The following is a 23,050-nucleotide window of genomic DNA, read 5'->3' as shown; positions in this document are numbered from 1 at the left end:
TTGCCACGAAACTTGTCATGAAAACCCGCTATTCACAGGCAAGTGCACCCGTTGCCTGCGACGTCGGTTTTCCAATCAACAAAACGTCATCGCCCTGCGACAGGGGTGCGACATTATTGTCCTCGCAGATCGGGAACGGCATCGTTGCGAGTGCTCCACGAAGAGCCAAAGCCGTTGAGAAGAGCAGATTAAAACATTTAAAAAACAATGGCTTATAAATTCCGTCGCTTAAGCAATCCTGTTCTCGAGCCAGCCCGCTCGGCCTCTGCTTGGATGCCTCTCAAACCGCCGTTTTCGCCAATCATTATTTTTTTGTAATTTGAATAAGCAGCCAGCCCGCAATAAGTTCGATCTCAACAAAGCGATCCCCGAGCGAAGCACCATCCCTACCCCCGGCGCCGCTTCGCAAGGGTGCCTTTGCAAATACCCTCCGGCTTGGGCTTCGGCCCTGCGTGCCGGTGGAAGCAAAGAGCAAGAAGGCAGGAGCGCCCCCAGCTCCTGCCTTCTTAAATTTTTTGGCTCTCCTGCGACAACTCTCCCTTTGAAATTAACCGCTTATCGATAAAACCGTTGACAGGCGGCGCTTGCATGAAAGATGTATGCGCCGAACTCCCTGGACCTCTCCAAATGGCTTTTACCGCGGACAATCTTGCAGCAGACGATCGCTTTCTCGCTGCGATCCTGCATTGCGCCGATCAGATGCTCGCCATCTATCGCGAGAGCCCGCGCATCGCCTCGATCTTCGCCGCGCAACAGCGCTGGCTGATGGCCCATGCCGGCTTCGCGCTTCACTACGGCTATTCCGAAGACGGGAAGAGCGGCGGCCTCTATTCCGGCCGCTTCATCGATTTTGCGGTCAGGAACGACATCGCCAGCCGCAACACGGCCGCGGTCTTCATGCAGGAAATGCTGGCCTATCGCTTCCTACGACCGGTTCCCGGCCCCGACAAGCGCACACGCTACCTGGAGCCTACCGAAATCGCCGAGCAGCATTTCACCCGATGGCTCGTCGCCCATATGATGATCCTCGACGGTCTCGACGGCGGTGAGCGCGCCGATAAGATTGCCGCCGATCCCTCGGCGATGATGGCAGCGATCCAGCCGCTGATCGCAAGGGCGATCATCGGCAGTGAAGCGGTGCGCAGTCCAGGCCCAACCTTCAACCTCTTCAACTGGGCGAATTCCGGCGGGCTGGTGATGGACTACCTGATCTCGCGCCTTCCCGAATTTCCAAGGACGGCCGACCGCGTCGTGCTCGGCCCTCTGTCGCTTAGGGAAATCCGCGAACAGTTCATGATCTCCAACACCCACCTGAAGCGGCTTCTGACGCAGGCAGCGACCATGGAGAGCATTGGCTGGACCGAACCCTCCCGCAAGGGCGACTTCTGGCTGTCGGCCCATTTCATCCGCGAATATTGGAATTATCAGGCGGCGAAATTCGCCATCATCGATGCCGCCGCCGAAGCGGTGCTCGGGCCTGCGGTCCGTGACGAACCGCAGGCAAGAAAGATTGTCTGAGGCTTATCCGTTCAACAGTTCCTTGACGGTCGCCGACGCCTTGGCGAAATCCATCTGGCCGGCGTAACGCTCCTTCAGCGCCGCCATCACCTTGCCCATGTCCTTGGCACCCGCGGCACCCGTCTCGGCGATGATCGCCGAGACGTTGGCGCGCACTTCGCTGTCCGAAAGCTGCTTCGGCATGAAATCCTGGATGACGATGATTTCGGCGCGCTCCTTGGCGGCAAGCTCCGGCCGGGAATTCTCCTCGTAGATCTTTGCCGATTCGTCACGCTGCTTCACCATTTTGGCGAGGATCTGCAGGATCTCGTCGTCGCTCGCCTGCTCCTTGCCGGTGCCGCGGTTGGCGATATCGCGGTCCTTGACCGCAGCCTGAATCAGCCGGACGGTGGAAAGCCGCTCCGCATTCTTGGCCTTCATCGCCTCTTTCAGCTGGGTGGCGAGTTGATCGCGCAGCATGGTCTTCACTCCTGTTTTGATGCCGCTTCATAAACCACGCTGATGTGGCGGATCAAATAAATTGCGCGGTCAGTGCGATAAAGCGCAGGAAAACGGCCGCGATCTCGGCTACAAAGATTGACCGCAAGCGATTGCGTGGCTATTTACCGCCACCTGCACCAAAATTCGTGATCAGGCCTGAAGCGCGCGGCATTGCCGTGTCCACACGCCTGCGAAATCAAATGGCGACGAGCGCGGCAACGCGCCCACCTGCCGGAAACGGGATGAAGATGACCGCGACAGCACCCTGGACAATCGAAAAGCCGACCGCCCTGCTCGTTCTTGCCGACGGCACGGTCATCGAAGGCAAGGGCATCGGCGCCACCGGCAAGGTGCCGGCCGAAGTGGTCTTCAACACGGCGCTCACCGGCTATGAGGAGATCCTGACGGACCCCTCCTATCTCGGCCAGATCGTCACCTTCACCTTCCCGCATATCGGCAATATCGGCACCAATGATGAAGACATCGAGGATCTGACGCCCGCCGCCCGCCATGGCGCCGTCGGCGTCATCTTCAAGGCCGACATCACTGAGCCCTCGAACTACCGCGCCGCCAAGCACCTCGACCAATGGCTGAAGGCGCGCGGAGTCATCGGTCTCTGCGGCATCGACACGCGCGCATTAACCGCGTGGATCCGTGAGAACGGCGCTCCGAACGCGGTGATCGCCCACGATCCGAACGGCGTCTTCGACATCGAGACGCTGAAGGCCGAGGCCAAAGCCTGGAGTGGCCTTGAAGGTCTCGACCTTGCCAAGATCGCTTCGTCGGGCCAGTCCTCGCAATGGACCGAAACACCGTGGGTGTGGAATGAAGGTTACGGTGAACTCAAGGCAACAGACGCGAAATACCACGTCGTCTGCCTCGATTACGGCGTCAAGCGCAACATCCTGCGCCTGTTTGCCGGCCTCGACTGCAAGGTGACTGTCGTGCCGGCCGCAACGAGCGCCGAAGACGTGCTTGCCATGCAGCCGGACGGCATCTTCCTGTCGAACGGCCCGGGCGATCCGGCGGCAACCGGCGACTATGCCGTGCCTGTAATCAAGACGCTGATCAAGACCGATATCCCGGTCTTCGGCATCTGCCTCGGCCACCAGATGCTGGGCCTGGCACTCGGCGCGAAGACCGAGAAGATGCATCAGGGCCATCACGGCGCCAACCACCCCGTCAAGGACCATACGACCGGCAAGGTCGAGATCGTCTCGATGAACCACGGCTTCGCGGTCGACTCGAAGTCGCTGCCAGACGGCGTCGAAGAGACTCATATTTCGCTTTTCGACGGCAGCAATTGCGGCCTGCGCGTCCTCGGCAAGCAGGTCTTCTCGGTCCAGCATCATCCGGAAGCCTCTCCGGGCCCGCAGGACAGCCACTATCTCTTCCGTCGCTTCATCAACATGGTGCGTGAAAAGAAGGGCGAACCGGCGCTCGCCGAACGCTGATTTCAAGCCATAGCGATTTCCGATGAAGGCCCGCCCAGGCGGGCCTTTAACTCGTTGATTAACCTCACTCCTCGTCATCCTCGGCCCTGTGCCGAGGATCTGTCACGTATCGACCGAAGGCAGATGCTCGGGACAAGCCCGGCATGACGAAAGAGGAGTTGGTCCGCTTTGTCAGCAGCCCAAAGGTTCGCCCAGGCGAGCCTTTTTTCTTCATCCGCATATCGACCTCAGCTTAACTTGAGGAATTACAGATCTGCCTGCAGACATCTAACGCAGGAGAAAATGGATGAGCGGAGCCTTCTACAGGATAGATAAGTTCATCGTGCCGGCGGCGGCGCGCGAGGAATTTCTCGTCAAAGTGATGATGACCCACAAGCTGCTGGAGGCGCAGGACGGTTTCATCGATCACAGGGTGCTGGAGCAGGTCGCCGGTCCAGGCGAATTCAATTTCGTCACGATTGCCGAATGGGAAAATACCGAGGTCGTCGAGCGTGCGCGAGCCGCCGTTGCAGCGGTCCATAGGGCCGCCAATTTCGATCCGCAGGAAATGTATCGCCAGCTACAAACCCGTCCCCTGACGGCAGAGGCGGCCGGCTCAGGCGTGGGCCAGCTCCGCCTCCCGACGAAGAAGAAGGTAGAAGCGCGCGCAGAGCATGACGGCGGCGGCGGCCAGCCCGACGAGGAAGCCGAACCAGATGCCGATGCTGCCGAAACCGAGCGGGAAGGCAAAGGCCCAGGCAAGGAAGAAACCGATCGGCCAGTAGGCGATCAACGCCATGATCATCGGCACGCGTGCATCCTTGAGGCCGCGCAACAATCCATTGGCGATCACCTGCAGCCCGTCGACGAGCTGGAAAAGCCCGGCAACGACAATCAGCGGCCCGGCATAGGCAAGCACTTCGGGCGCCTCCGGCGAGCTGACGTCGAGGAACCAGCTTCCGAGGAATTGCGGCGCCACCGCAAAGAGCACGCCGCCGCCGGCGGAAATGGCGCAGGCGAGGATGAGCACCGTGATCGAAGCGCGCACCAGGCCCTGATAATCGCCCTGCCCGTGGGCGACACCGACGCGCACCGTTGCCGCCTGGCTGAGGCCGAGCGGGATCATGAAGGCAATCGAGGCCCATTGCAGGGCAATGCCATGAGCCGCAAGCTCGATCGTGCCGATATAGCCCATCAAGAGCGAAGCCACCGTGAACAGGCTGACCTCGGCAAGGATGGTGACGCTGATCGGGAAACCAAGCCGGATGACCTCCAGCAGCGCATGCCAGTCGGGCTTCCAGAACCGCACGAAGATCTCGTAGCGCCGAGTCTCCTCCCTTCTCTGAACGAAAGCCAGGATGAAGAGGAAGCCTGCGGTCTGTACGACAACCGAAACGATCGCCGCGCCCTCGAGCCCCATCGCCGGAAAGCCGAAATGACCGAGCACGAGCATATAGGCGAAGATCGCGTTCATCACCAGCGTGGCGATGGTAACGTTGAGGATGACGCCCGCCTTGCCGATGGCGCTGACGAGCGAGCGCATGACGTTGAAGAGCAGGCCCGGCAGCACGCCGAACTGGCCGATCATGATGTAGCCATGGGCGAGCTTCGCCACCTCGGGCTTCTGCTGTGCGAAGAGAAGGATCTGCTCCGAATTGAAGAAGGCCGGCTGCATGAGGACCCAGTATCCGATCACCACCCACAGACCCATGCGCAGCGACCGGCGCACCGAGACGAGGTCGCCGCGGCCATAGGCCTGCGCCACCATTGGAATGACGGCGATGGCAAAGCCCGAACCGAAGATCAGGATCGTAAACAGGAACTGCGCCGCAAGCACCATCGCCGCCAGATGCTCGGCGCCGAGGCGGCCGACGATCATCACATCGGTGGTGTTGATGCCGAGCTGGGCGAGCTGCGCGCCGATCAGCGGAATGCCGAGCGCCAGCGTGGCACGGAAATGCGCGCCCCAACGATTATCGGTTGTCGGCGCAAGCCTGCGCGCGTCGATCGGCGTGTCCATGACACCAGTCCTGTGATTGAAATATGCGTCGCCGCAGCTTGCGGCGAAATAACATCCGGACTTAGAGCAAAGCCCCGCAAAGAACTACCCCAAATGAGGCGGATGATGAAAAATTCATCATCGCATCAGCATTTCTGATCGATCAACCTGCTGCCTCCAGCGCCTCGGCGGGCGCTCTCATCTTGACGCGCATGAGGAATACGCCGGCTGCCACCAAAATGAACAGGGCGGCGGCAAGATAGGGTGCGCCCGCAAAGATGATTGGCGCCTCGGGCCGGGTGAAATAACTGAACATTTGCGTGAAGATCAGGGGCCCGACGATGGTGGTGATGCTGCTGAGGCTGGTGAGCGCCCCCTGCAACTCGCCCTGCGCCGATGGCGGCACCTTGCCGGCGGCGATGCTGCGCAGCGGCGGATCGGCGACGTTTTCCATGACAGTCGCGACGATTACGACGTAGACCACCCATCCCTCCCATGCAAAAGCATAGCCGGTAAGCCCAGCGGCCGAAAAACACAGGCCGAGAAGCGCGGTCTTCCATTCGCCGAGCAGAGGCACGACGCGCGGCAGCACCAGCCCCATGACGAGCGCCGCACCGATACCGTAAATGCCGAGCGACAGGCCGATTTGCCCCTCGCTCCAGCCGTAGCGATAGGTCGAGACGAACGACCAGACCGAGGGATAGACGGCATGCGCCAGGAAGAACAGGAACATGACGAGGCTGACCCAGCCAATGCCGGGATAGTGCCGCATCTGGCGGAGCGCACCGAGCGGATTGGCGCGCTTCCACTCGAACCGGCGGCGGTTCTTCGCCTCCAGGGTTTCCGGCAGCAGGAAACAGGCGGCGATAAAATTGACGAGCGATAGCGCCGCCGCGCCGAGGAACGGCACACGCGGGCCGAATTCGCCGAGGATACCGCCGACGACGGGGCCGATGGTGAAGCCGACACCGAAAGCGATGCCGATCAGCCCGAAATTCTTCGCCCGATTCTCCTCCGTGCTGATATCGGCGATAAAGGCTGAGCAGGTGGCGAAGCTGCCGCCGCTGATACCGGCAAGGACACGGCCGACGAACAGCATCCAGAAGCTGGTGGCGATGCCGCAGATGAAATTATCGATCGCGAAGGTCAGCACCGAAAGCAAAAGGATCGGCCGGCGGCCGAAACGGTCGGACAGGTTTCCGAGCAGCGGCGCGAACAGGAATTGCATGCCGGCATAGACGAGCATCAGCCAGCCGCCGTCGATCGCCGCATCGCTGACGCTGCCGCCGGTCAGCTGCTCCAGAAAGGCGGGCAGCACCGGCATGATGATGGCGATACCGATAATATCGAGGAAGAGGATGATGAAGACCAGGAAAAGGCCACGGCGAACGAATTTGGGGTCAAGCATGAGGCATCTCTACAGCGGTTGGTTCTGAAAAGACGATCTCATCGCCGAGAAAGTGACATAGCTCAGAAAAGAACCCGAAACAATCCGTGAACATTTCAAAGTTTTTGATAATGCTACACGGGAAGTTTTATGAGACTCCTCAACCGGAGGGCGCGCGCTGCCGTTCCAGCTTCAGAAAATCGAGAGCCATCCAGCGGATCGGCGGGCGACGCGTTCCCTTGCAATCGCCGCGACGGCATCCAGATCACCAGAGAAGACCGGTCCAAGAGAAGACTGGTCATTGTGCATTTCCCCGCACAGCCTGTTCGATGCCGTCCGATTATCGCCCGAATGCGAAAGCGGTAGAACGGCGTCCGGCAACGCCGCGCGGCGCAAATGTCCGACAACGCCGCGCGGCGCAAATGAAGGAGAAGACAATGCAGACCTATCGCTTGGGAAAGACAGGCCCCGATGTCTCGGCCATCGGCCTCGGCTGCATGGGCATGTCGGGCATGTACGGCCCCTCAGATCGCGCAGAAAGCATCGCGACGATCCATGCCGCGCTCGATGCCGGCATCAACCTGCTCGACACCGGCGATTTCTACGGCATGGGCCATAACGAAATGCTGATCGGTGAGGCATTGAAGGGTCGCAGGCGCGAGGGCGCCGTCATCAGCGTCAAGTTCGGCGGCCTGCGCGATCCCGTCGGCGGTTGGAGCGGCATCGACGCCCGGCCGGTCGCGGTAAAGAACTTTCTCAGCTATACGCTGCAGCGCCTCGGCGTCGACTATATCGACATCTATCGCCCCGCCCGCCTCGATCCGAACGTGCCGATCGAAGACACGGTCGGCGCCATCGCTGACATGGTCAAGGCAGGTTACGTCAGGCATATCGGCTTGTCGGAAGTGGGCGCCGATACGATCCGTCGCGCCGCCGCTGTCGCTCCGATCGTCGACCTGCAGATCGAATTTTCGCTGATCTCGCGCGGCATCGAGGAGAAGATCCTGCCGACGACACGCGAACTCGGCATCTCGATCACCGCCTACGGGGTGCTCTCCCGCGGCCTGATCAGCGGCCACTGGCAGAAGGGCCAGGGCGGAACGGCCGGCGATTTCCGCGCCTACAGCCCACGCTTCCAGGAAGGCAATATCGAGCAGAACCTCGCTCTGGTGGAGAAGCTGCGCGAGATCGCCCAGGCAAAGAGCGTCTCTGTCGCCCAGATCGCCATCGCCTGGGTCGCCGCCAAGGGCAAGGACATTGTCCCGATCATCGGCGCCCGCCGCCGCGACCGGCTGACCGAGGCGCTCGGCTCACGCGCCGTCGACCTGTCGCCAGAAGATTTCGAAGCTATCGAACGCGCCGTGCCGAAAGACGCAGCGGCGGGTGGGCGTTATCCCGAGCATATGCTGCAGCATATGGACAGCGAAAAGTAGGCAAAGGGCGGATTGAAAGGGGCTGAACGTTGTGCCGTGCGCCCCCTCATCTGCCTGCCGGCATCTTCTCCCCGCTGGGGCGAAGGGGAATCGTGGCGGCGCCTCGCTCCCTGTGACACCTCGGCTGTGGGAATGACGGTCGTGCGGCTTGGTCCCTTCTCCCCAGCGGGGAGAAGATGCCGGCAGGCAGATGAGGGGTGAGCGACGACAGGAGCGAATGCGCTGAGCGCAAGCGAAGGGCAATCACCCCCAACACCGGAGAAGCCGCTACCCCTCAAACCGGTCCCGAGAACGTATCGCAGGCCGACAGCTGCCCGCTGTCGAAACCGCGCTTGAACCATTTGACGCGCTGTGCCGAAGTACCGTGGTTGAAGCTTTCCGGGACGACGTAACCCTGTGACCGCTTCTGCAGCGAATCGTCGCCGATCTGCTGGGCTGCGTTCAGCGCTTCCTCCAGATCGCCTGACTCGAGCAGGCCCTTCTGCTGGGTATATTTGCCCCAGATGCCGGCAAAGCAATCGGCCTGCAGCTCGACGCGCACCGACATCTTGTTGGCGTCGGCCTCGCTCATGCGCTGGCGCGCCTGGTTGAACTTCGGCAGGATGCCGAGCAGGTTCTGCACGTGATGGCCGACCTCATGGGCAACGACATAGGCCTCGGCGAAATCGCCCGACGCGCCAAAGCGGTCGGAAAGCTCCTGGAAGAATTCGGTATCGAGATAGAGCTTGTGGTCACCGGGGCAGTAGAAAGGACCTGTTGCAGATGATGCGGAGCCGCAGGCCGATGCCGTCGAGCCCGAGAACAGCACGAGGCGCGGCTCCTCGTAATTTTGGCCCTGCGCCTGGAAGATGCCCTGCCAGGTATCCTCGGTCTCGGCAAGAACGGTGCGCATGAAGGCGGTCATCTCGTCATTGGCGGGCGCGCGTGTTCCGCCGGACTGGCTCTGCTCGTAGCCCGGGCCACTCGTCGTGCCGCCGGTGTCGAGCACCTGCAGCAGATCGATGCCCATCGCCTTGAAGATGAAATAGATGACGACGAGGAAGATGATCGTGCCGATGCTGAGGCCGCCGCCGGCGCGGCGAACGCCGCCGCCGGAAGGAAAGTTGAAGCCACCGCCGCGGCCGAAACCGCCACCGGTCGGACCGCCACGGCGATCCTCGATATTGTCGGACTGACGCCGGCCTCTCCATTCCATCTTCGCTCTCCCCGGCAATGCCTGTGCTTGCGCTCAAGGAGTCTATATATCCGTCGGCCGCCGGAATTCCAGCGACTTCATTCGCAGCGAAAACAAACGCCAGGGCGGCCTCACTTGTTCGTTGAGCCTGGTTGCGCTGGCCCTTTATGTCCGGCGCTGTTTGGGGGCGGCGCCTTGCGATTTCCTCCTCTTGACGCGCCAACTCCTCATCCACGGTCTCCCGTGAGCCCTCTGCCGGTTCTTTGTCTTTAGGATCTACCATCACCGCCTCGGCCGCGAACTTGTGGGGGCACGATATTGTTCCCGTAAAAGAATGAGCGGACCCGCATGTGTGAACCCTTCACCCACGGCCGCGCCCCCGGATCTCGTCGCCTGTGATAGGATCATGTTTGAGCCACCGATATCCAGGCGGATCGGACTTAAGGAAGCGCGGGAAGCCATCACCAATCCGGAGCGTAACGGCGAAATCCGGGTGGCGGTCGCGCCTGACAAGAAATAGCCCTTCGCGCCGTGTTGGATTCCTGTCGATTCCGCGATTTATGGGGTTCCGTTTGCAAATACATTTGCCTATAAGCCGCTTCTAGCCTGAAAAGACCCAGCATGCGCGACCCGACCCGGTGATCTCCCACCCTGGCCGGCTTTCTGCGCAGCCAGAAAACGGAAGCACTCATGCCGAAGCGCCAAGACATCAAATCGATCCTCATCATCGGCGCGGGACCGATCGTCATCGGCCAGGCTTGCGAATTCGATTATTCCGGCACCCAGGCCTGCAAGGCGCTGAAGGAGGAAGGCTACCGCGTCATCCTCGTCAACTCCAACCCGGCGACGATCATGACCGATCCGGGCCTTGCCGACGCCACCTATGTCGAGCCGATCACCCCCGAAGTCGTCGCCAAGATCATCGCCAAAGAGCGTCCGGATGCGCTGCTGCCGACCATGGGCGGCCAGACGGCTTTGAATACCGCGCTTTCGCTGAAGCGCATGGGCGTGCTCGACCGCTACAATGTCGAGATGATCGGCGCCAAGCCCGCCGCCATCGACATGGCCGAAGACCGCGCGCTGTTCCGCGAAGCAATGGCCCGTATTGGGCTGGAAACTCCGCGCTCGATGCTGGCGAACGCCACCGACATCAAGGACCTCGACCGCAAGACGCACGAGGCCGAACGCGTCAAACTGCGTGAAAGCCTCTCGGGATCCGACCTCGACAAGGCGCTTGACGAGCTGGAAAACCAGTGGAACCTCGGTGAGAGCGACCGCAAGCAGCGTTACATGAGCCATGCCATGGCGATTGCCGCCCAGGCGATCGACCATGTCGGCCTTCCCGCGATCATCCGTCCCTCCTTCACGCTCGGCGGCACCGGCGGCGGCATCGCCTACAACCGCTCGGAATTCTTCGAGATCGTCGCCGGCGGCCTCGACGCCTCGCCGACCACCGAAGTGCTGGTCGAGGAATCGGTGCTCGGCTGGAAGGAATATGAAATGGAGGTCGTCCGCGACAAGGCGGACAACTGCATCATCATCTGCTCGATCGAGAACATTGATCCGATGGGCGTCCACACCGGCGATTCGATCACCGTCGCGCCGGCGCTGACGCTGACGGACAAGGAATACCAGATCATGCGCAACGCCTCGATCGCGGTCTTGCGCGAGATCGGGGTCGAGACGGGCGGTTCGAACGTCCAGTTCGCCGTCAATCCGAAAGACGGCCGTCTCGTCGTCATCGAAATGAACCCACGCGTGTCGCGCTCGTCGGCGCTCGCCTCGAAGGCCACCGGCTTCCCGATCGCCAAGATCGCCGCCAAGCTCGCCATCGGCTACACGCTCGACGAGCTGGACAACGACATCACCGGCGGGGCCACACCCGCCTCCTTCGAACCGTCGATCGACTATGTCGTCACCAAGATCCCGCGTTTCGCCTTCGAGAAATTCCCCGGCGCCTCGCCGGTGCTAACGACAGCGATGAAGTCTGTCGGCGAAGTCATGGCGATCGGCCGCACCTTCGCGGAATCGCTGCAGAAGGCGCTCCGCGGCCTCGAAACCGGCCTGACAGGCCTCGACGAGATCGAGATCCCCGGCTTTGAAGAGGGCGAATCCAGCCAGAACGCCATCCGCGCCGCAATCGGCACACCGACGCCCGATCGCCTGCGCATGGTCGCCCAGGCGCTACGCCAGGGCATGAGCGAAGCCGAAGTCCACGAAGGCTGCAAGATCGATCCCTGGTTCATCGCCGAACTGAAGGCGATAGTCGAGATGGAGGCTCGGATCCGCGAGCACGGCCTGCCCCAGGATGCCACAAACCTGCGCATGCTGAAGGCCATGGGCTTCTCCGACGCGCGTCTGGCGACCCTGACCGGCAAGCGCCCGAAGGAAGTCGCCGAATTCCGCAACAGCCTGAATGTCCGGCCTGTCTTCAAGCGCATCGATACCTGTGCGGCCGAGTTCGCCTCGCCGACAGCCTATATGTATTCGACTTATGAGACGCCTTTTGTCGGCGCCGCCCGCTCCGAGGCTGAGGTCTCCGACCGCAAGAAGGTCGTCATCCTCGGCGGCGGCCCGAACCGCATCGGCCAGGGCATCGAGTTCGACTATTGCTGCTGCCACGCCGCCTTCGCGCTGAAGGATGCGGGTTATGAGGCGATCATGATCAACTGCAACCCGGAAACCGTCTCGACCGACTACGATACGTCGGACCGCCTTTATTTCGAGCCGCTGACGGCCGAGGACGTGATCGAGATCCTGCGGGCAGAACAGGAAAAGGGCGAAGTCGTCGGCGTTATCGTCCAGTTCGGCGGCCAGACGCCGCTGAAGCTTGCCGAGGCGCTGGAAAAGAACGGCATCCCGATCCTCGGCACCGCGCCTGACATGATCGACCTTGCCGAGGACCGCGACCGCTTCCAGAAGCTGTTGATGAAGCTCGACCTCAACCAGCCGAACAACGGCATCGCCTATTCGGTCGAGCAGGCCCGCATGGTCGCCACCGAAATCGGCTTCCCGCTGGTCGTGCGTCCCTCTTACGTGCTCGGCGGCCGCGCCATGCAGATCCTGCATTCGGAAGGCCAGTTGCAAAGCTACCTGCTCGATACCGTGCCTGAACTGGTGCCTGAGGATATCAAGCAGCGCTATCCCAACGACAAGACCGGCCAGATCAACACCCTGCTCGGCAAGAACCCGCTGCTCTTCGACAGCTATCTCAGCAACGCCATCGAAGTCGATGTCGACTGCCTCTCCGACGGCACCGACGTCTACGTCGCTGGCATCATGGAGCATATCGAGGAAGCCGGCATCCATTCCGGTGACAGCGCCTGCTCGCTGCCGCCGCGCTCGCTGTCGGTCGAATTGCTCGACGAACTGGAACGCCAGGCCAAGGCGATGGCCAAGGCGCTCAATGTCGGCGGCCTGATGAACGTCCAGTTCGCCATCAAGGACGGCACCGTCTACGTTCTCGAAGTCAATCCGCGCGCCTCGCGCACCGTGCCCTTCGTGGCCAAGACCATCGGCGCGCCGATCGCCAAGATCGCCGCCCGCGTCATGGCCGGCGAGAAGCTCGATGCGACCTTCGCCGCCTATGGGCAAAAGCCCGATCCGCGCAAGCTGAAGCACATCGCCGTCAAGGAAGCCGTCTTCCCCTTCGCCCGGTTCCCCGGCGTCGACACGCTGCTCGGCCCGGAAATGCGCTCGACGGGTGAAGTCATCGGCCTCGATACCGATTTTGCGCTGGCCTTTGCCAAGTCGCAGCTCGGTGCCGGCGTCGAGCTGCCGCGTGACGGGACGGTCTTCGTCTCCGTCCGCGACGCGGACAAGCCGCGCGTGCTGCCGGCGATCCGCATTCTCGTCGAGCAGGGTTTCAAAGTGCTGGCGACCGGCGGCACTGCCCGCTTCCTCGGCGAAAACGGCATCACCGCCACCAAGATCAACAAGGTGCTCGAAGGCCGTCCGCACATCGAGGACGCGATCCGCAACCGCCAGGTCCAGCTCGTCATCAACACCACCGATGGCAACAAGGCGATCTCGGACTCCAAGTCGCTGCGCCGTGCGACGCTGATGCAGAAGGTGCCCTACTACACGACGATGGCAGGCGCCGAGGCCGCCGCCCAGGCAATCAAGGCACTGAAGGCCGGCAATCTGGAAGTGCGGCCGCTGCAAAGCTACTTCGCCTGAGATACGGAACGCCATCGCTCGATGAGCGGTGGCGCACCCCCCGTTCGGTCATCGCCTGGTTAGAAGCTCCGGAATCAATCTATCTGGTCGCCGTCATAAGCCGCTGGATATTCAGCATATCTTCGCGAAATCGCGCCAATTCATCCGCTTTCAGCCGCTCGTCGGGAATACGCAACAGATAGGATGGATGCACCGTCACGAAGAGCGTTCGCCTCTCGTCGATCGCGATCGCTTTCCCCCTGACATCCTGCAGCCGCTGCTTCGTATCGGTCAGCGCCGCGAGCGCCGTCGCCCCCATCGCAACGACCAGCTTCGGCTTGATCAGCGCCATCTCCAGATTGAGCCACCAACGGCAATGCTTCACCTCGCCCATATTGGGCTTCTGATGGATGCGACGCTTGCCGCGCGGCTCATATTTGAAATGCTTGACGGCATTGGTGACGTAAAGGGTTGAGCGGTCGATGCCCGCTTCTGTGATCACTTGATCGAGAAGCCTGCCGGCGGGACCGACGAAGGGGCGCCCTGATATATCCTCCTGGTCGCCCGGCTGCTCGCCGACGAACATCACCTCGGCATCGCGCGGCCCCTCCCCGAATACGGTTTGCGTCGCCTTCGCATGAAGCGGACAGCGGGTGCAGGCGGCAGCTTCCGCGCGCAGTGCTTCCAGCGTGCCCGCCGGCGCTTTGGGCTCGGCAGGAATAGTGCTCGCAGCTTCCTGCAGGCGATCGTGAAAGGGCAACGACTGGGTCGCCTCCCGTGCGGCCATGGCCCGCACCTTGCTCTCCGCCGATCCGATTAGCCCAGGGATGAGATCGGCTTCCGGCAGGTTCTTCCAGTATTTTTTCGGCATCTCCGCCTGCATCGCCTTCAGCTTCAACCGCGCCGGATTGAAAATGTTGGCGTAGTAGGTGCGCCAAAGTTCATCGGCAGCGTCGGTGAGATTGGGTTTTTCACACGGTTCGTCGCTCATCGTCAGCCTCTCGCCGTCCCAGGCGGTCGATCCCTTGGGTGTGATGATCAGCCAGTCCATGTCGCCGAAACGCCGTTGGAAGAAAGGCGCTGTACGCCTGACGATATGGTGATCCGGCTCAAACCAGGCGAGGAATTTTCGACGGACGGCTGATACCGCACCAACCTCCTTGAAGCGGACGAAGGCCGTCATCTTGTGCGCGTCGCGCCGAACGTTTTTCGCCATCAGCCTGGCGCGAGCGACATCCTCGTCGGAAGCCACTTCAAGCAGTTGCCGATCCAGTTGCAGCCGCCAGAGCAGCCGGTAAAGCAGGGAAAAGCGCGCCGGGTCGGAATGGCAGAGAACTGTATCCGCGAGCTCGATGAAGGCGGGCGGCACCGTCATCGGCTTGCGTGCTGCGGCAGACGGAGGCGGCATGGCGTCGCGTTGAAACGCAAGGTCCGCCTCCTCGCTTTTTTCGCGCCAATCGATCTCTTCCGGCAGAATGCCGGCGGCCGCGAAAGCGCGCGCGGCGTCACGCCATTCGGCAAGCTCCCCGCGTCCTGCAAGCACGACCCGGCGCATCACAGCAACGACAATTGTTCGGGCCGCGGTTCAAACATGGCGCGAAGGTCGGGGCGCTCGATCAAACGGCGCGGCGACCAGCCTTCCGCCGAGATGAAGGATTGGACTTTCTTGATCGAAATGCCGAGCCGCGAAAGATCGTCCAACCGCAACCGGCGAAAACGACGGGCCGAAACGATGGCTTTGACTGTCTTGGTGCCGAGACCGGGCACACGCAGCAACCGCTCGCGCTCGGCCCTGTTGATATCGACAGGAAATTCGGCCCGGTTGGCGAGCGCCCAGGCAAGTTTGGGGTCGAGGGTGAGATCGAGCATGCCGCCCGCCTGGTTCGCGGTGATCTCGTCAATGCCGAAACCGTAGAATCGGTAGAGCCAATCGGCCTGATAGAGCCGGTGTTCCCGCATCAGCGGCGGTTTGATCAGCGGCAGGTTTTTCGACGAGTCCGGAATCGGGCTGAAGGCGGAATAATAGACGCGCTTCAGCCCGTAGCTGCTGTAAAGCCGGCCGCTGGTCGTAAGGATGGTCGCATCGTTCGCGCCATCGGCACCGACGATCATCTGCGTGCTCTGGCCGGCCGGCACGAAACGCTGACGCTTCTTCGTCTGCAGCGTCGGTTCGCCGGCGGCCTCGATCTTCAGCCGCAGATCCCCCATCGATCGCCGGATATTGGCAGGCTTCTTTTCCGGGGCAAAGCGCGCGATGCCGTTATCCGTCGGCAACTCGATATTCAGCGACAGCCTGTCTGCATGAAGCCCCGCTTCCTCGATCAGACGCGGCGACGCCTCGGGGATCGATTTCAGATGGATATAGCCGCGGAAATTATGCGTCACACGCAGTTCGCGGACGATGCGGACCATCTCTTCCATCGTGTAATCGGACGAACGAATGATGCCGGAGGAAAGGAACAGCCCTTCGATATAATTGCGGCGGTAGAACTCCAGCGTCAGCCAGATGACCTCCTCCGGCGTAAAGCGCGCCCGTTCGACATTGCTCGACGAACGATTGACGCAATAGGCGCAGTCGTAGATGCAGAAATTCGTCAGCAGTATTTTCAGAAGCGAAATGCACCGCCCGTCCGGGGCATAGGCATGACAGATGCCGGATCCGTCGGTCGAACCGAGCCCGCCGCTTGCCCGGGAATCACGGTTCACCGTGCCGCTGGAAGCGCAGGAAGCGTCATATTTCGCAGCATCGGAAAGGATGGCCAAGCGTTCTGTTAGCGACTTCTTCATTAGTATGTTCACTATATGTTCTTATGTGCGAAGTCAATCAGGACGATGCGATTTCTGCCCATTTTCCAGCCGCATCACCTGATGCCGGGGCGGGCCGCGTTTCTTTCATGCGAATTTTCTGGAAATCGGCCTTGGCGATCTGCTATAAGCGTCCGACTAAGATTGTGGCACGGTTCCGAAGCTCCCCTTCGGGACCTGTTTTCTTTTGTGTTCGCCTCTGATTGTGCGGATACAAGGAGTGAAGGACAGAAAAATGGTTGAAAAGGTACCGATGACACCGGGCGGTTTCGTCAAGCTGCAGGAAGAGCTGCGCTGGCGTCAGCAGGAGGAGCGCCCCCGAATCATCGAGGCGATCGCCGAAGCCCGTGCCCATGGCGACCTTTCCGAAAACGCCGAATACCACGCCGCCAAGGAAGCCCAGAGCCACAATGAAGGCCGCATCAGCGAGCTGGAAGACCTGACGGCGCGCGCCGAGGTCATCGACCTCACCAAGATGTCGGGTGACAAGATCAAGTTCGGCGCCAAGGTGAAGCTCATCGACGAGGACACCGAGGAAGAAAAGACCTACCAGATCGTCGGCGACCAGGAAGCCGACGTCAAGGCCGGCCGCATCTCCATCTCCTCGCCAATCGCCCGTGCGCTGATCGGCAAGGAAGTCGGCGATTCCATCGAGGTCAACGCGCCGGGCGGCTCCAAGGCCTACGAAATCCTCCAGGTTTCCTGGGGCTGATCGCCCGCCAGCCGCGAGACCCCTCCCTTGCCCGATATCCGTGACGTCGAGATCATCGCGCCCAATTTCAAGCGCCGGCTCTCCGGCGTCACGTCGACTATCGTCCAGCTCATCCCGTGCCAGATCCGGCTCGGCATCAAGATCGCGACACTCGGTCCCGGCCTGCCGGAGGACCTGCCGACACTTAAGGGACGACAGCTCTTCGGCCTCTGGCGCCCGCCGGCGCGCCGGCGCCAACGGATCTGGCATGCTCGCCGCAACAACGAGATGGCCGTCGGCATCCTGCTGCGCCATCTGTTGCGCATGCCGCTGAAGCTTCTCTTCACCTCGGCCGCGCAACGCCGCCACACCGCCTATACGAAATGGCTGATCCGCCGCATGGACGCCGTCATCGCGACCAGCGATCGATCCGGCTCGTTCCTCGACGTGCCGCACACGGTGATCCAGCACGGCGTCGATCTTGCCTTGTTCCATCCGCCGGAAACGGCGGAGGACGGCATCGTTGCCACCGGCCTGCCTGGCCGCCATCTCATCGGTTGCTTCGGCCGCGTGCGCCATCAGAAAGGCACTGATCTTTTCGTCAGGGCGATGATCGAGCTGCTGCCGCAGCACCCCGATTGGACGGCGATCGTCTCCGGCCGAGTAACGGCCGAACACACGGCATTCGCAGACAAACTCAAGGCGGATGTCGCAGCCGCCGGGCTCAGCGACCGTATCCTCTTTCTCGGCGAAGTGCCTGACATCAAGATCTGGTACCGTCGCCTGACGCTTTACGTCGCCCCCTCCCGCAACGAGGGATTCGGCCTGACGCCGCTCGAAGCCATGGCTTCGCGCACCGCGGTGGTGGCATCGGATGCGGGCGCCTATGCCGAGCTCATCGTCACGGGTGAGACGGGCTCGGTCGTCGCCACCGGCGATGGCGAGGCGCTGACGCGGGCAATCGCGCCCTATATCGCAGATCCCGCTCTGGCGATCGCCCATGGCGAGAATGCGCTGCGGCATGTCAGGACGAATTTTGCGCTGGAGAAGGAAGCAAGTGCGATCGGCGCCGTTTACGATCGCCTTCTCGGGGACAATCGCATCTGAAGCAGAAAAGAGAAACGGCCCGTTGGATAACGGGCCGCTGCAGGGATTCTAAGGATAAGGAATAGCGGCTGGTTATTCGGCCGGCTGGAGCCCGGCAGCCGAAATATCCTCTCCGGTCTGGCCGCCCAGTGCCGCGGCAAGCTGCGCCGTATCCAGCTCGTTTTCCCAACGTGCGACGACGATCGTCGCCACCGCATTGCCGACGAGATTGGTGAGCGCCCGGCATTCCGACATGAAGCGGTCGATGCCGAGGATCAGCGCCATGCCGGCGACCGGCACGGAGGGCACGACGGAGAGCGTTGCGGCAAGCGTGATGAAGCCGGCGCCGGTGATGCCTGCGGCACCCTTCGAGCTCAGCATCGCCACCAGCAGCAGCAAGATCTGATCACCCCAGGAAAGCTGAATGCCGGTTGCCTGGGCAATAAAGAGGGCAGCCAGCGTCATGTAGATGTTGGTGCCGTCGAGGTTGAAGGAATAGCCGGTCGGGATGACGAGACCGACGACCGAGCGCTTGCAGCCGGCCTTTTCCATCTTGTTCATCAGCCCCGGAAGGGCGGCCTCCGAAGACGAGGTACCGAGGACCAGCAGCAGTTCTTCCTTGATGTAGCGCAGCAGCGCCACGATCGAGAAGCCGTTGTAGCGGGCGACAGCGCCGAGAACGACGAGGACGAAGAGCAGAGAGGTGATGTAGAAGGTGCCGATCAGCATGGCGAGGTTGGCGATCGAACCGACGCCGTACTTGCCGATGGTGAATGCCATGGCGCCGAAGGCGCCGATCGGAGCAGCCTTCATGAGGATGGCGACGAGCTTGAACACGGGCGCCGTCAGGGCATTGAGGAAGTTGACGACCGGTTCGCTCTTTTCGCCGACCATGGCGAGCGCGATGCCGAAGAGCACCGAGAAGAACAGCACCTGCAGAATGTCGCCATCGGCAAAAGCGCCGACAATCGTCGTCGGGATGATGTTGGTCAGGAAACCGACGATGCTCTGCTCATGCGCCTTCGCAGCGTAGCCGGCGACGGCGGCCGGATCCAGCGAGGCAGGATCGATGTTCATACCGGCGCCGGGCTGGACGACATTGGCGACGATCAGGCCAATGATGAGCGCCAATGTCGAGAATGTCAGGAAGTAGAGCATCGCCTTGCCGGCGACGCGACCGACCTTCTGCAGGTCGCTCATGCCGGCAATGCCGGTCGCAACCGTCAGGAAGATGACCGGCGCGATGATCATCTTGACGAGCTTGATGAAGGCATCGCCGAGCGGCTTCAGCTGGGTGCCGATTTCGGGATAAAAATGGCCGAGCAGGATACCGGCGGCGATGGCCACGAGAACCTGAACGTAGAGATGGGTATAGAAGGGCTTCTTGCCCTTGCTGCCTGCGACTGCGTCGAATGGTGCTGCGATCATGATGTCCTCCTAGTGGCTCGTCCGGAACGAACTCCGGCCTCCCGAGCCGTTCGCTTCAAGTCCAACAGCTCAGCCGTTGTTGCCACCTTCTTCGCAATGGCCGTGCCAGTTTTGCGTCTACCAATCAACATATTGAATTTACTGATGAAAAATTTTCTGGACCGTTGAAAGCCAATTCAGGAATGCGGAAATCCGCACAAATCCATTTGCGTCTCGTGCAGAAAAATGCACAAATCCGTCATGTCCTTCTCGCAAAAGCTGTGGCCTTCCCTGCCCTTGCCGCACCGCATCCGCCGGATGTGGTGGGCCTATGCCGTGCTCGCCCTTGTCGCTGTCGTCGCAAGCCTGTGGGTAAGCGGCGAGATCGGCCGGCACCGGGCTGAGGCTGCCCTCGAGGAACAGGCCCGCATGGATGCGAGGCTGAATGCGGCATTGCTGCGCACGGTTCTCGAAAAATACCGGGCGCTTCCCTTCGTACTGTCGCAGGATACCGCGATCGCCGCGGCGCTGGCGGGCAGCGATGCCGGTACGTTCGAGCGGCTCAGTCAGAAGCTGGAAATGCTGGCAGCGGGCACCAAGGCCGCTGTCATCTACGTCATCGACAATGACGGCATGGCGGTTTCGGCCAGCAACTGGCGCGAACCGACGAGCTTCGTCGGCAATGACTACCGCTTTCGGGAGTATTTTCAGGGGGCGGTCGAACGAGGACAGGCCGAGCACTTTGCGCTCGGCACGGTCAGCAAGAAACCGGGTCTCTATATCTCCCAGCGGATTTCGGGCAGCAATGGCTTGCTGGGTGTCGTTGTAGTCAAGGTCGAATTCGACGACGTCGAGGCGGATTGGAACGCCTCTGGCACCCCGTCCTACGTCGTTGATGAGCGCGGTATTGTCCTCATCACCAGTCTTCCATCATGGCGGTTCATGACGATCGGTCGGATCGCCGAAGACCGGCTGACAGCGATCCGCGAAAGCCTTCAATTCGGCGCTGCGCCGCTTCAGCCTCTACCGCTCGACCCCATCAGGAACCTCGGCGACAGCCTTGATGTCGTTGAGATCGTCATGCCCGGCGATGCAGGGAAAACCAGGTTTCTCGATGTCGGGATGCCGGTTCCCGCAACTGGATGGCAGTTGCAGCATCTCGTGGCGCTCGGGCCATCCGTCGATGCGGGAATTCGCGAAGCCCGCATGCTGGCATTGCTCATACTCCTGCCGCTGCTGGCCGGAACAGCCCTCCTGTTGCGCCGCCGCCATGCGATCACCCTGCGGATTTCTCGAGAACAGCAAGCGCGGGAGGAACTGGAACGGCGTGTGAGCGAGCGCACACTGGATCTCAGCCAGGCGCGGGATCGGCTGCAGGCTGAAATCATCGGCCACAAGAGCACGGAGCAGAAACTGCAGGCGGTGCAGCAGGATCTGGTGCAGGCCAACCGGCTGGCTATCCTGGGTCAGGTGGCCGCCGGTGTCGCCCATGAGATCAACCAGCCGGTGGCAACCATTCGTGCCTATGCGGATAACGCCCGCACCTTCCTCGATCGCGGCCAAACGACGCCTGCCGGCGAAAATCTCGAGAGCATTGCGGCGCTCACGGAGCGCATAGGTTCGATCACCGAGGAGCTGAAGACCTTTGCCCGCAAAGGCCGCGGCAGCGCCGAACCAACCGGATTGAAGGACGTCATCGAGGGTGCGGTGATGCTGTTGCGCAGCCGGTTTGCCGGACGCATGGATTTGCTCGACATCGACCTGCCCTCACCTGACCTGCAGGTGATGGGAAACCGGATCCGCCTCGAGCAAGTACTCATCAACCTGCTTCAGAACGCCCTGGAGGCTGTGGCGCCGAAGGCCGGAGAGGGCCGCGTCGAGGTCAGAACATCAGCCGATGCAGGGATGGTAACGGTGACGGTCGCCGACAACGGCCCCGGCATTCCGCCTGACATTCGCAAGGGCTTGTTCACCCCGTTCAACACCTCGAAGGAAAGCGGCCTCGGCCTGGGGCTGGTCATCTCCAAGGATATCGTCGGCGATTACGGCGGCCGGATGGAGGTTGCAAGCAATGGCGGCGGAACCCAGTTCATCGTTCATCTGAGGAAGGCTTGAGCTCATGGACACATTGAGCCCCGTTGCGCTGATCGACGACGACAAGGACCTGCGGCGCGCCACCGCCCAGACGCTCGAACTCGCCGGATTTTCCGTTTCCGCCTATGACGGCGCGAAAGCCGCGCTGGCGGATCTGCCGGCGGACTTTGCCGGTCCCGTCGTCACCGATATCCGCATGCCGGAGATCGACGGACTGCAGCTCTTCGCCACGCTGCAGGGCATGGATGTCGACCTGCCGGTGATATTGATGACCGGCCACGGCGATATTCCCATGGCCGTTCAGGCGATCCAGGACGGCGCCTATGATTTCATCGCCAAGCCCTTCGCAGCCGATCGGCTCGTCCAGAGCGTGCGTCGCGCAAGCGAGAAGCGGCGGCTTGTTCTGGAAAACCGCATGCTGCGGAAGGCAGCCGAAGATGCGCAGGAGAATTTGCCGCTGATCGGCCAGACGCCTGTCATGGAAAACCTCAGAAACATTCTCCGCCATATCGCCGATACCGATGTGGACGTGCTCGTCGCCGGCGAAACGGGTAGCGGCAAGGAAGTGGTTGCCCAGCTCCTGCATCAGTGGAGCCACCGCCGGAGGGGTAATTTCGTAGCGCTGAACTGTGGCGCCCTGCCCGAAACCGTCATCGAAAGCGAACTGTTCGGCCACGAGGCCGGCGCCTTTACCGGTGCCCAGAAGCGCCGCACGGGCCGCATCGAACATGCAAGCGGCGGCACGCTTTTCCTCGACGAGATCGAAAGCATGCCGGCCGCCACCCAGGTCAAGATGCTGAGGGTGCTGGAGATGCGCGAGATCACGCCGCTCGGCACCAATGAGGTGCGTCCGGTCGATCTTCGAGTCGTCGCGGCTGCCAAGATCGACCTTGGGGATCCCGCGGTGCGCGGCGATTTTCGCGAGGATCTCTATTACAGGCTGAATGTCGTGACGATCTCCATTCCGCCGCTGAGAGAACGCCGCGACGATATTCCTCTGCTGTTTTCCCACTTCGCCGCCCGCGCCGCCGAGCGTTTTCGCCGCGATGTCCCGCAACTCTCAGAGAATGTTCGCCGCCATCTCGCCACCCATGCATGGCCGGGCAATGTCCGCGAACTCTCCCACTATGCCGAACGCGTGGTGCTGGGCGTGGAAGGCGGCGGAGCGGCAGCGGTCCCTGTGCAGCCAACGGGCGCCACGCTTCCCGAACGATTGGAACGCTACGAGGCGGAGATCATCCGCGACACGCTGTCGGCCAATGACGGCGACGTGCGCCGCACCATCGAAGCGCTGGGCATTCCCAGAAAGACGTTCTACGACAAACTCCAACGCCACGGCATCAACCGGGGTGGTTATGCCACGCGCAAGTAATCGGCAAGAGCAA

15 protein-coding genes and 1 pseudogene are annotated in these 23,050 nt (G+C 61.7%); 9 read left to right on the top strand and 7 right to left on the bottom strand.

Features of this window, described 5'->3' with window-relative positions:
• The first annotated feature begins 627 nt into the window (after window positions 1-627).
• Complete coding sequence (locus tag B5P46_RS17620) at window positions 628-1,518, top strand: hypothetical protein (protein WP_129419768.1); 891 nt, start codon at window positions 628-630, stop codon at window positions 1,516-1,518.
• Between the two features lie 3 nt (window positions 1,519-1,521).
• On the opposite strand, the gene B5P46_RS17615 is transcribed toward B5P46_RS17620, so the two are convergent.
• Entirely contained in the window at window positions 1,522-1,977 is a 456-nt protein-coding gene (locus B5P46_RS17615; RefSeq protein WP_003541620.1) for a GatB/YqeY domain-containing protein, read from the bottom strand.
• Between the two features lie 269 nt (window positions 1,978-2,246).
• Between B5P46_RS17615 and carA the strand changes: the two genes are divergently transcribed.
• Together carA and B5P46_RS17605 are read left to right on the top strand one after the other, a co-directional pair.
• The gene (gene carA, locus B5P46_RS17610; RefSeq protein WP_129420512.1) at window positions 2,247-3,452 is read left to right on the top strand and encodes a glutamine-hydrolyzing carbamoyl-phosphate synthase small subunit; all 1,206 of its coding nucleotides are present in this window, start codon (window positions 2,247-2,249) and stop codon (window positions 3,450-3,452) included.
• Window positions 3,453-3,738: 286 nt separating this feature from the next.
• Window positions 3,739-4,023 (top strand): annotated as a pseudogene (locus B5P46_RS17605) (antibiotic biosynthesis monooxygenase family protein); the annotation flags it as partial.
• A 24-nt stretch (window positions 4,024-4,047) separates the two neighbouring features.
• On the opposite strand, the gene B5P46_RS17600 reads toward B5P46_RS17605, so the two are convergent.
• Window positions 4,048-5,451 (bottom strand): MATE family efflux transporter, encoded by a 1,404-nt coding sequence (locus tag B5P46_RS17600; RefSeq protein WP_129419767.1) that lies wholly within the window; start codon window positions 5,449-5,451, stop codon window positions 4,048-4,050.
• Between the two features lie 142 nt (window positions 5,452-5,593).
• Window positions 5,594-6,838 carry a TCR/Tet family MFS transporter gene (locus B5P46_RS17595; RefSeq protein ID WP_129419766.1) on the bottom strand — a complete coding sequence of 415 codons (1,245 nt, stop codon included), beginning with the start codon at window positions 6,836-6,838 and terminating at the stop codon, window positions 5,594-5,596.
• A 416-nt stretch (window positions 6,839-7,254) separates the two neighbouring features.
• Here B5P46_RS17595 and B5P46_RS17590 point away from each other — a divergent pair, with 416 nt between their 5' ends.
• Window positions 7,255-8,250, top strand: a complete 996-nt coding sequence (locus B5P46_RS17590; protein ID WP_129419765.1) for an aldo/keto reductase — start codon at window positions 7,255-7,257, stop codon at window positions 8,248-8,250.
• A gap of 274 nt (window positions 8,251-8,524) precedes the next feature.
• On the opposite strand, the gene ypfJ is transcribed toward B5P46_RS17590, so the two are convergent.
• Complete coding sequence (ypfJ, locus tag B5P46_RS17585; RefSeq protein WP_129419764.1) at window positions 8,525-9,445, bottom strand: KPN_02809 family neutral zinc metallopeptidase; 921 nt, start codon at window positions 9,443-9,445, stop codon at window positions 8,525-8,527.
• Window positions 9,446-10,114: 669 nt separating this feature from the next.
• Between ypfJ and carB the strand changes: the two genes are divergently transcribed.
• The gene (gene carB / locus B5P46_RS17580; protein ID WP_129419763.1) at window positions 10,115-13,603 is read left to right on the top strand and encodes a carbamoyl-phosphate synthase large subunit; all 3,489 of its coding nucleotides are present in this window, start codon (window positions 10,115-10,117) and stop codon (window positions 13,601-13,603) included.
• Between the two features lie 79 nt (window positions 13,604-13,682).
• Here the strand turns inward: carB and B5P46_RS17575 are convergent, their stop codons facing one another.
• Entirely contained in the window at window positions 13,683-15,137 is a 1,455-nt protein-coding gene (locus B5P46_RS17575) for a UdgX family uracil-DNA binding protein (protein ID WP_129419762.1), read from the bottom strand.
• Window positions 15,137-16,369: a putative DNA modification/repair radical SAM protein gene (locus B5P46_RS17570; protein WP_129419761.1), complete on the bottom strand. Its 1,233-nt coding sequence runs from the start codon at window positions 16,367-16,369 to the stop codon at window positions 15,137-15,139. The genes B5P46_RS17575 and B5P46_RS17570 overlap by 1 nt, the downstream gene beginning before the upstream one ends.
• A 253-nt stretch (window positions 16,370-16,622) precedes the next feature.
• Here B5P46_RS17570 and greA point away from each other — a divergent pair, with 253 nt between their 5' ends.
• On the top strand, window positions 16,623-17,099 hold the full coding sequence (gene greA, locus B5P46_RS17565) for a transcription elongation factor GreA (protein WP_003541639.1): 477 nt from the start codon (window positions 16,623-16,625) through the stop codon (window positions 17,097-17,099).
• 27 nt (window positions 17,100-17,126) lie between these two features.
• Window positions 17,127-18,185 (top strand): glycosyltransferase family 4 protein, encoded by a 1,059-nt coding sequence (locus B5P46_RS17560; protein ID WP_129419760.1) that lies wholly within the window; start codon window positions 17,127-17,129, stop codon window positions 18,183-18,185.
• A 72-nt stretch (window positions 18,186-18,257) separates the two neighbouring features.
• Here B5P46_RS17560 and B5P46_RS17555 read toward each other — a convergent pair whose 3' ends face one another.
• A complete protein-coding gene (locus tag B5P46_RS17555; RefSeq protein WP_129419759.1) occupies window positions 18,258-19,592 on the bottom strand; it encodes a dicarboxylate/amino acid:cation symporter in 1,335 nt (444 codons plus the stop codon).
• Between the two features lie 225 nt (window positions 19,593-19,817).
• On the opposite strand from B5P46_RS17555, the gene B5P46_RS17550 reads away from it, so the two are divergent.
• The gene (locus B5P46_RS17550; RefSeq protein ID WP_129419758.1) at window positions 19,818-21,686 is read left to right on the top strand and encodes a sensor histidine kinase; all 1,869 of its coding nucleotides are present in this window, start codon (window positions 19,818-19,820) and stop codon (window positions 21,684-21,686) included.
• A 4-nt stretch (window positions 21,687-21,690) separates the two neighbouring features.
• Window positions 21,691-23,037, top strand: a complete 1,347-nt coding sequence (locus B5P46_RS17545; RefSeq protein ID WP_129419757.1) for a sigma-54-dependent transcriptional regulator — start codon at window positions 21,691-21,693, stop codon at window positions 23,035-23,037.
• The last annotated feature ends 13 nt before the right edge of the window (window positions 23,038-23,050 follow it).

The sequence above is a fragment of the Rhizobium leguminosarum genome (assembly GCF_004123835.1).
GTDB classification, from domain to species: domain Bacteria; phylum Pseudomonadota; class Alphaproteobacteria; order Rhizobiales; family Rhizobiaceae; genus Rhizobium; species Rhizobium leguminosarum_M.
The sequence above is the reverse complement of the archived record's forward strand: the minus strand, read 5'-3'. Positions and strand labels throughout refer to the sequence as shown.

What these genes read in the sequence shown, in the direction of transcription:
- B5P46_RS17620 (WP_129419768.1), top strand. Translation starts at nt 628, where the DNA reads ATGGCTTTTACCGCGGACAATCTTGCAGCAGACGATCGCTTTCTCGCT.
- B5P46_RS17615 (WP_003541620.1), bottom strand. Translation starts at nt 1,977, where the DNA reads ATGCTGCGCGATCAACTCGCCACCCAGCTGAAAGAGGCGATGAAGGCC.
- carA (WP_129420512.1), top strand. Translation starts at nt 2,247, where the DNA reads ATGACCGCGACAGCACCCTGGACAATCGAAAAGCCGACCGCCCTGCTC.
- B5P46_RS17600 (WP_129419767.1), bottom strand. Translation starts at nt 5,451, where the DNA reads ATGGACACGCCGATCGACGCGCGCAGGCTTGCGCCGACAACCGATAAT.
- B5P46_RS17595 (WP_129419766.1), bottom strand. Translation starts at nt 6,838, where the DNA reads ATGCTTGACCCCAAATTCGTTCGCCGTGGCCTTTTCCTGGTCTTCATC.
- B5P46_RS17590 (WP_129419765.1), top strand. Translation starts at nt 7,255, where the DNA reads ATGCAGACCTATCGCTTGGGAAAGACAGGCCCCGATGTCTCGGCCATC.
- ypfJ (WP_129419764.1), bottom strand. Translation starts at nt 9,445, where the DNA reads ATGGAATGGAGAGGCCGGCGTCAGTCCGACAATATCGAGGATCGCCGT.
- carB (WP_129419763.1), top strand. Translation starts at nt 10,115, where the DNA reads ATGCCGAAGCGCCAAGACATCAAATCGATCCTCATCATCGGCGCGGGA.
- B5P46_RS17575 (WP_129419762.1), bottom strand. Translation starts at nt 15,137, where the DNA reads ATGCGCCGGGTCGTGCTTGCAGGACGCGGGGAGCTTGCCGAATGGCGT.
- B5P46_RS17570 (WP_129419761.1), bottom strand. Translation starts at nt 16,369, where the DNA reads ATGAAGAAGTCGCTAACAGAACGCTTGGCCATCCTTTCCGATGCTGCG.
- greA (WP_003541639.1), top strand. Translation starts at nt 16,623, where the DNA reads ATGGTTGAAAAGGTACCGATGACACCGGGCGGTTTCGTCAAGCTGCAG.
- B5P46_RS17555 (WP_129419759.1), bottom strand. Translation starts at nt 19,592, where the DNA reads ATGATCGCAGCACCATTCGACGCAGTCGCAGGCAGCAAGGGCAAGAAG.
- B5P46_RS17550 (WP_129419758.1), top strand. Translation starts at nt 19,818, where the DNA reads ATGCACAAATCCGTCATGTCCTTCTCGCAAAAGCTGTGGCCTTCCCTG.
- B5P46_RS17545 (WP_129419757.1), top strand. Translation starts at nt 21,691, where the DNA reads ATGGACACATTGAGCCCCGTTGCGCTGATCGACGACGACAAGGACCTG.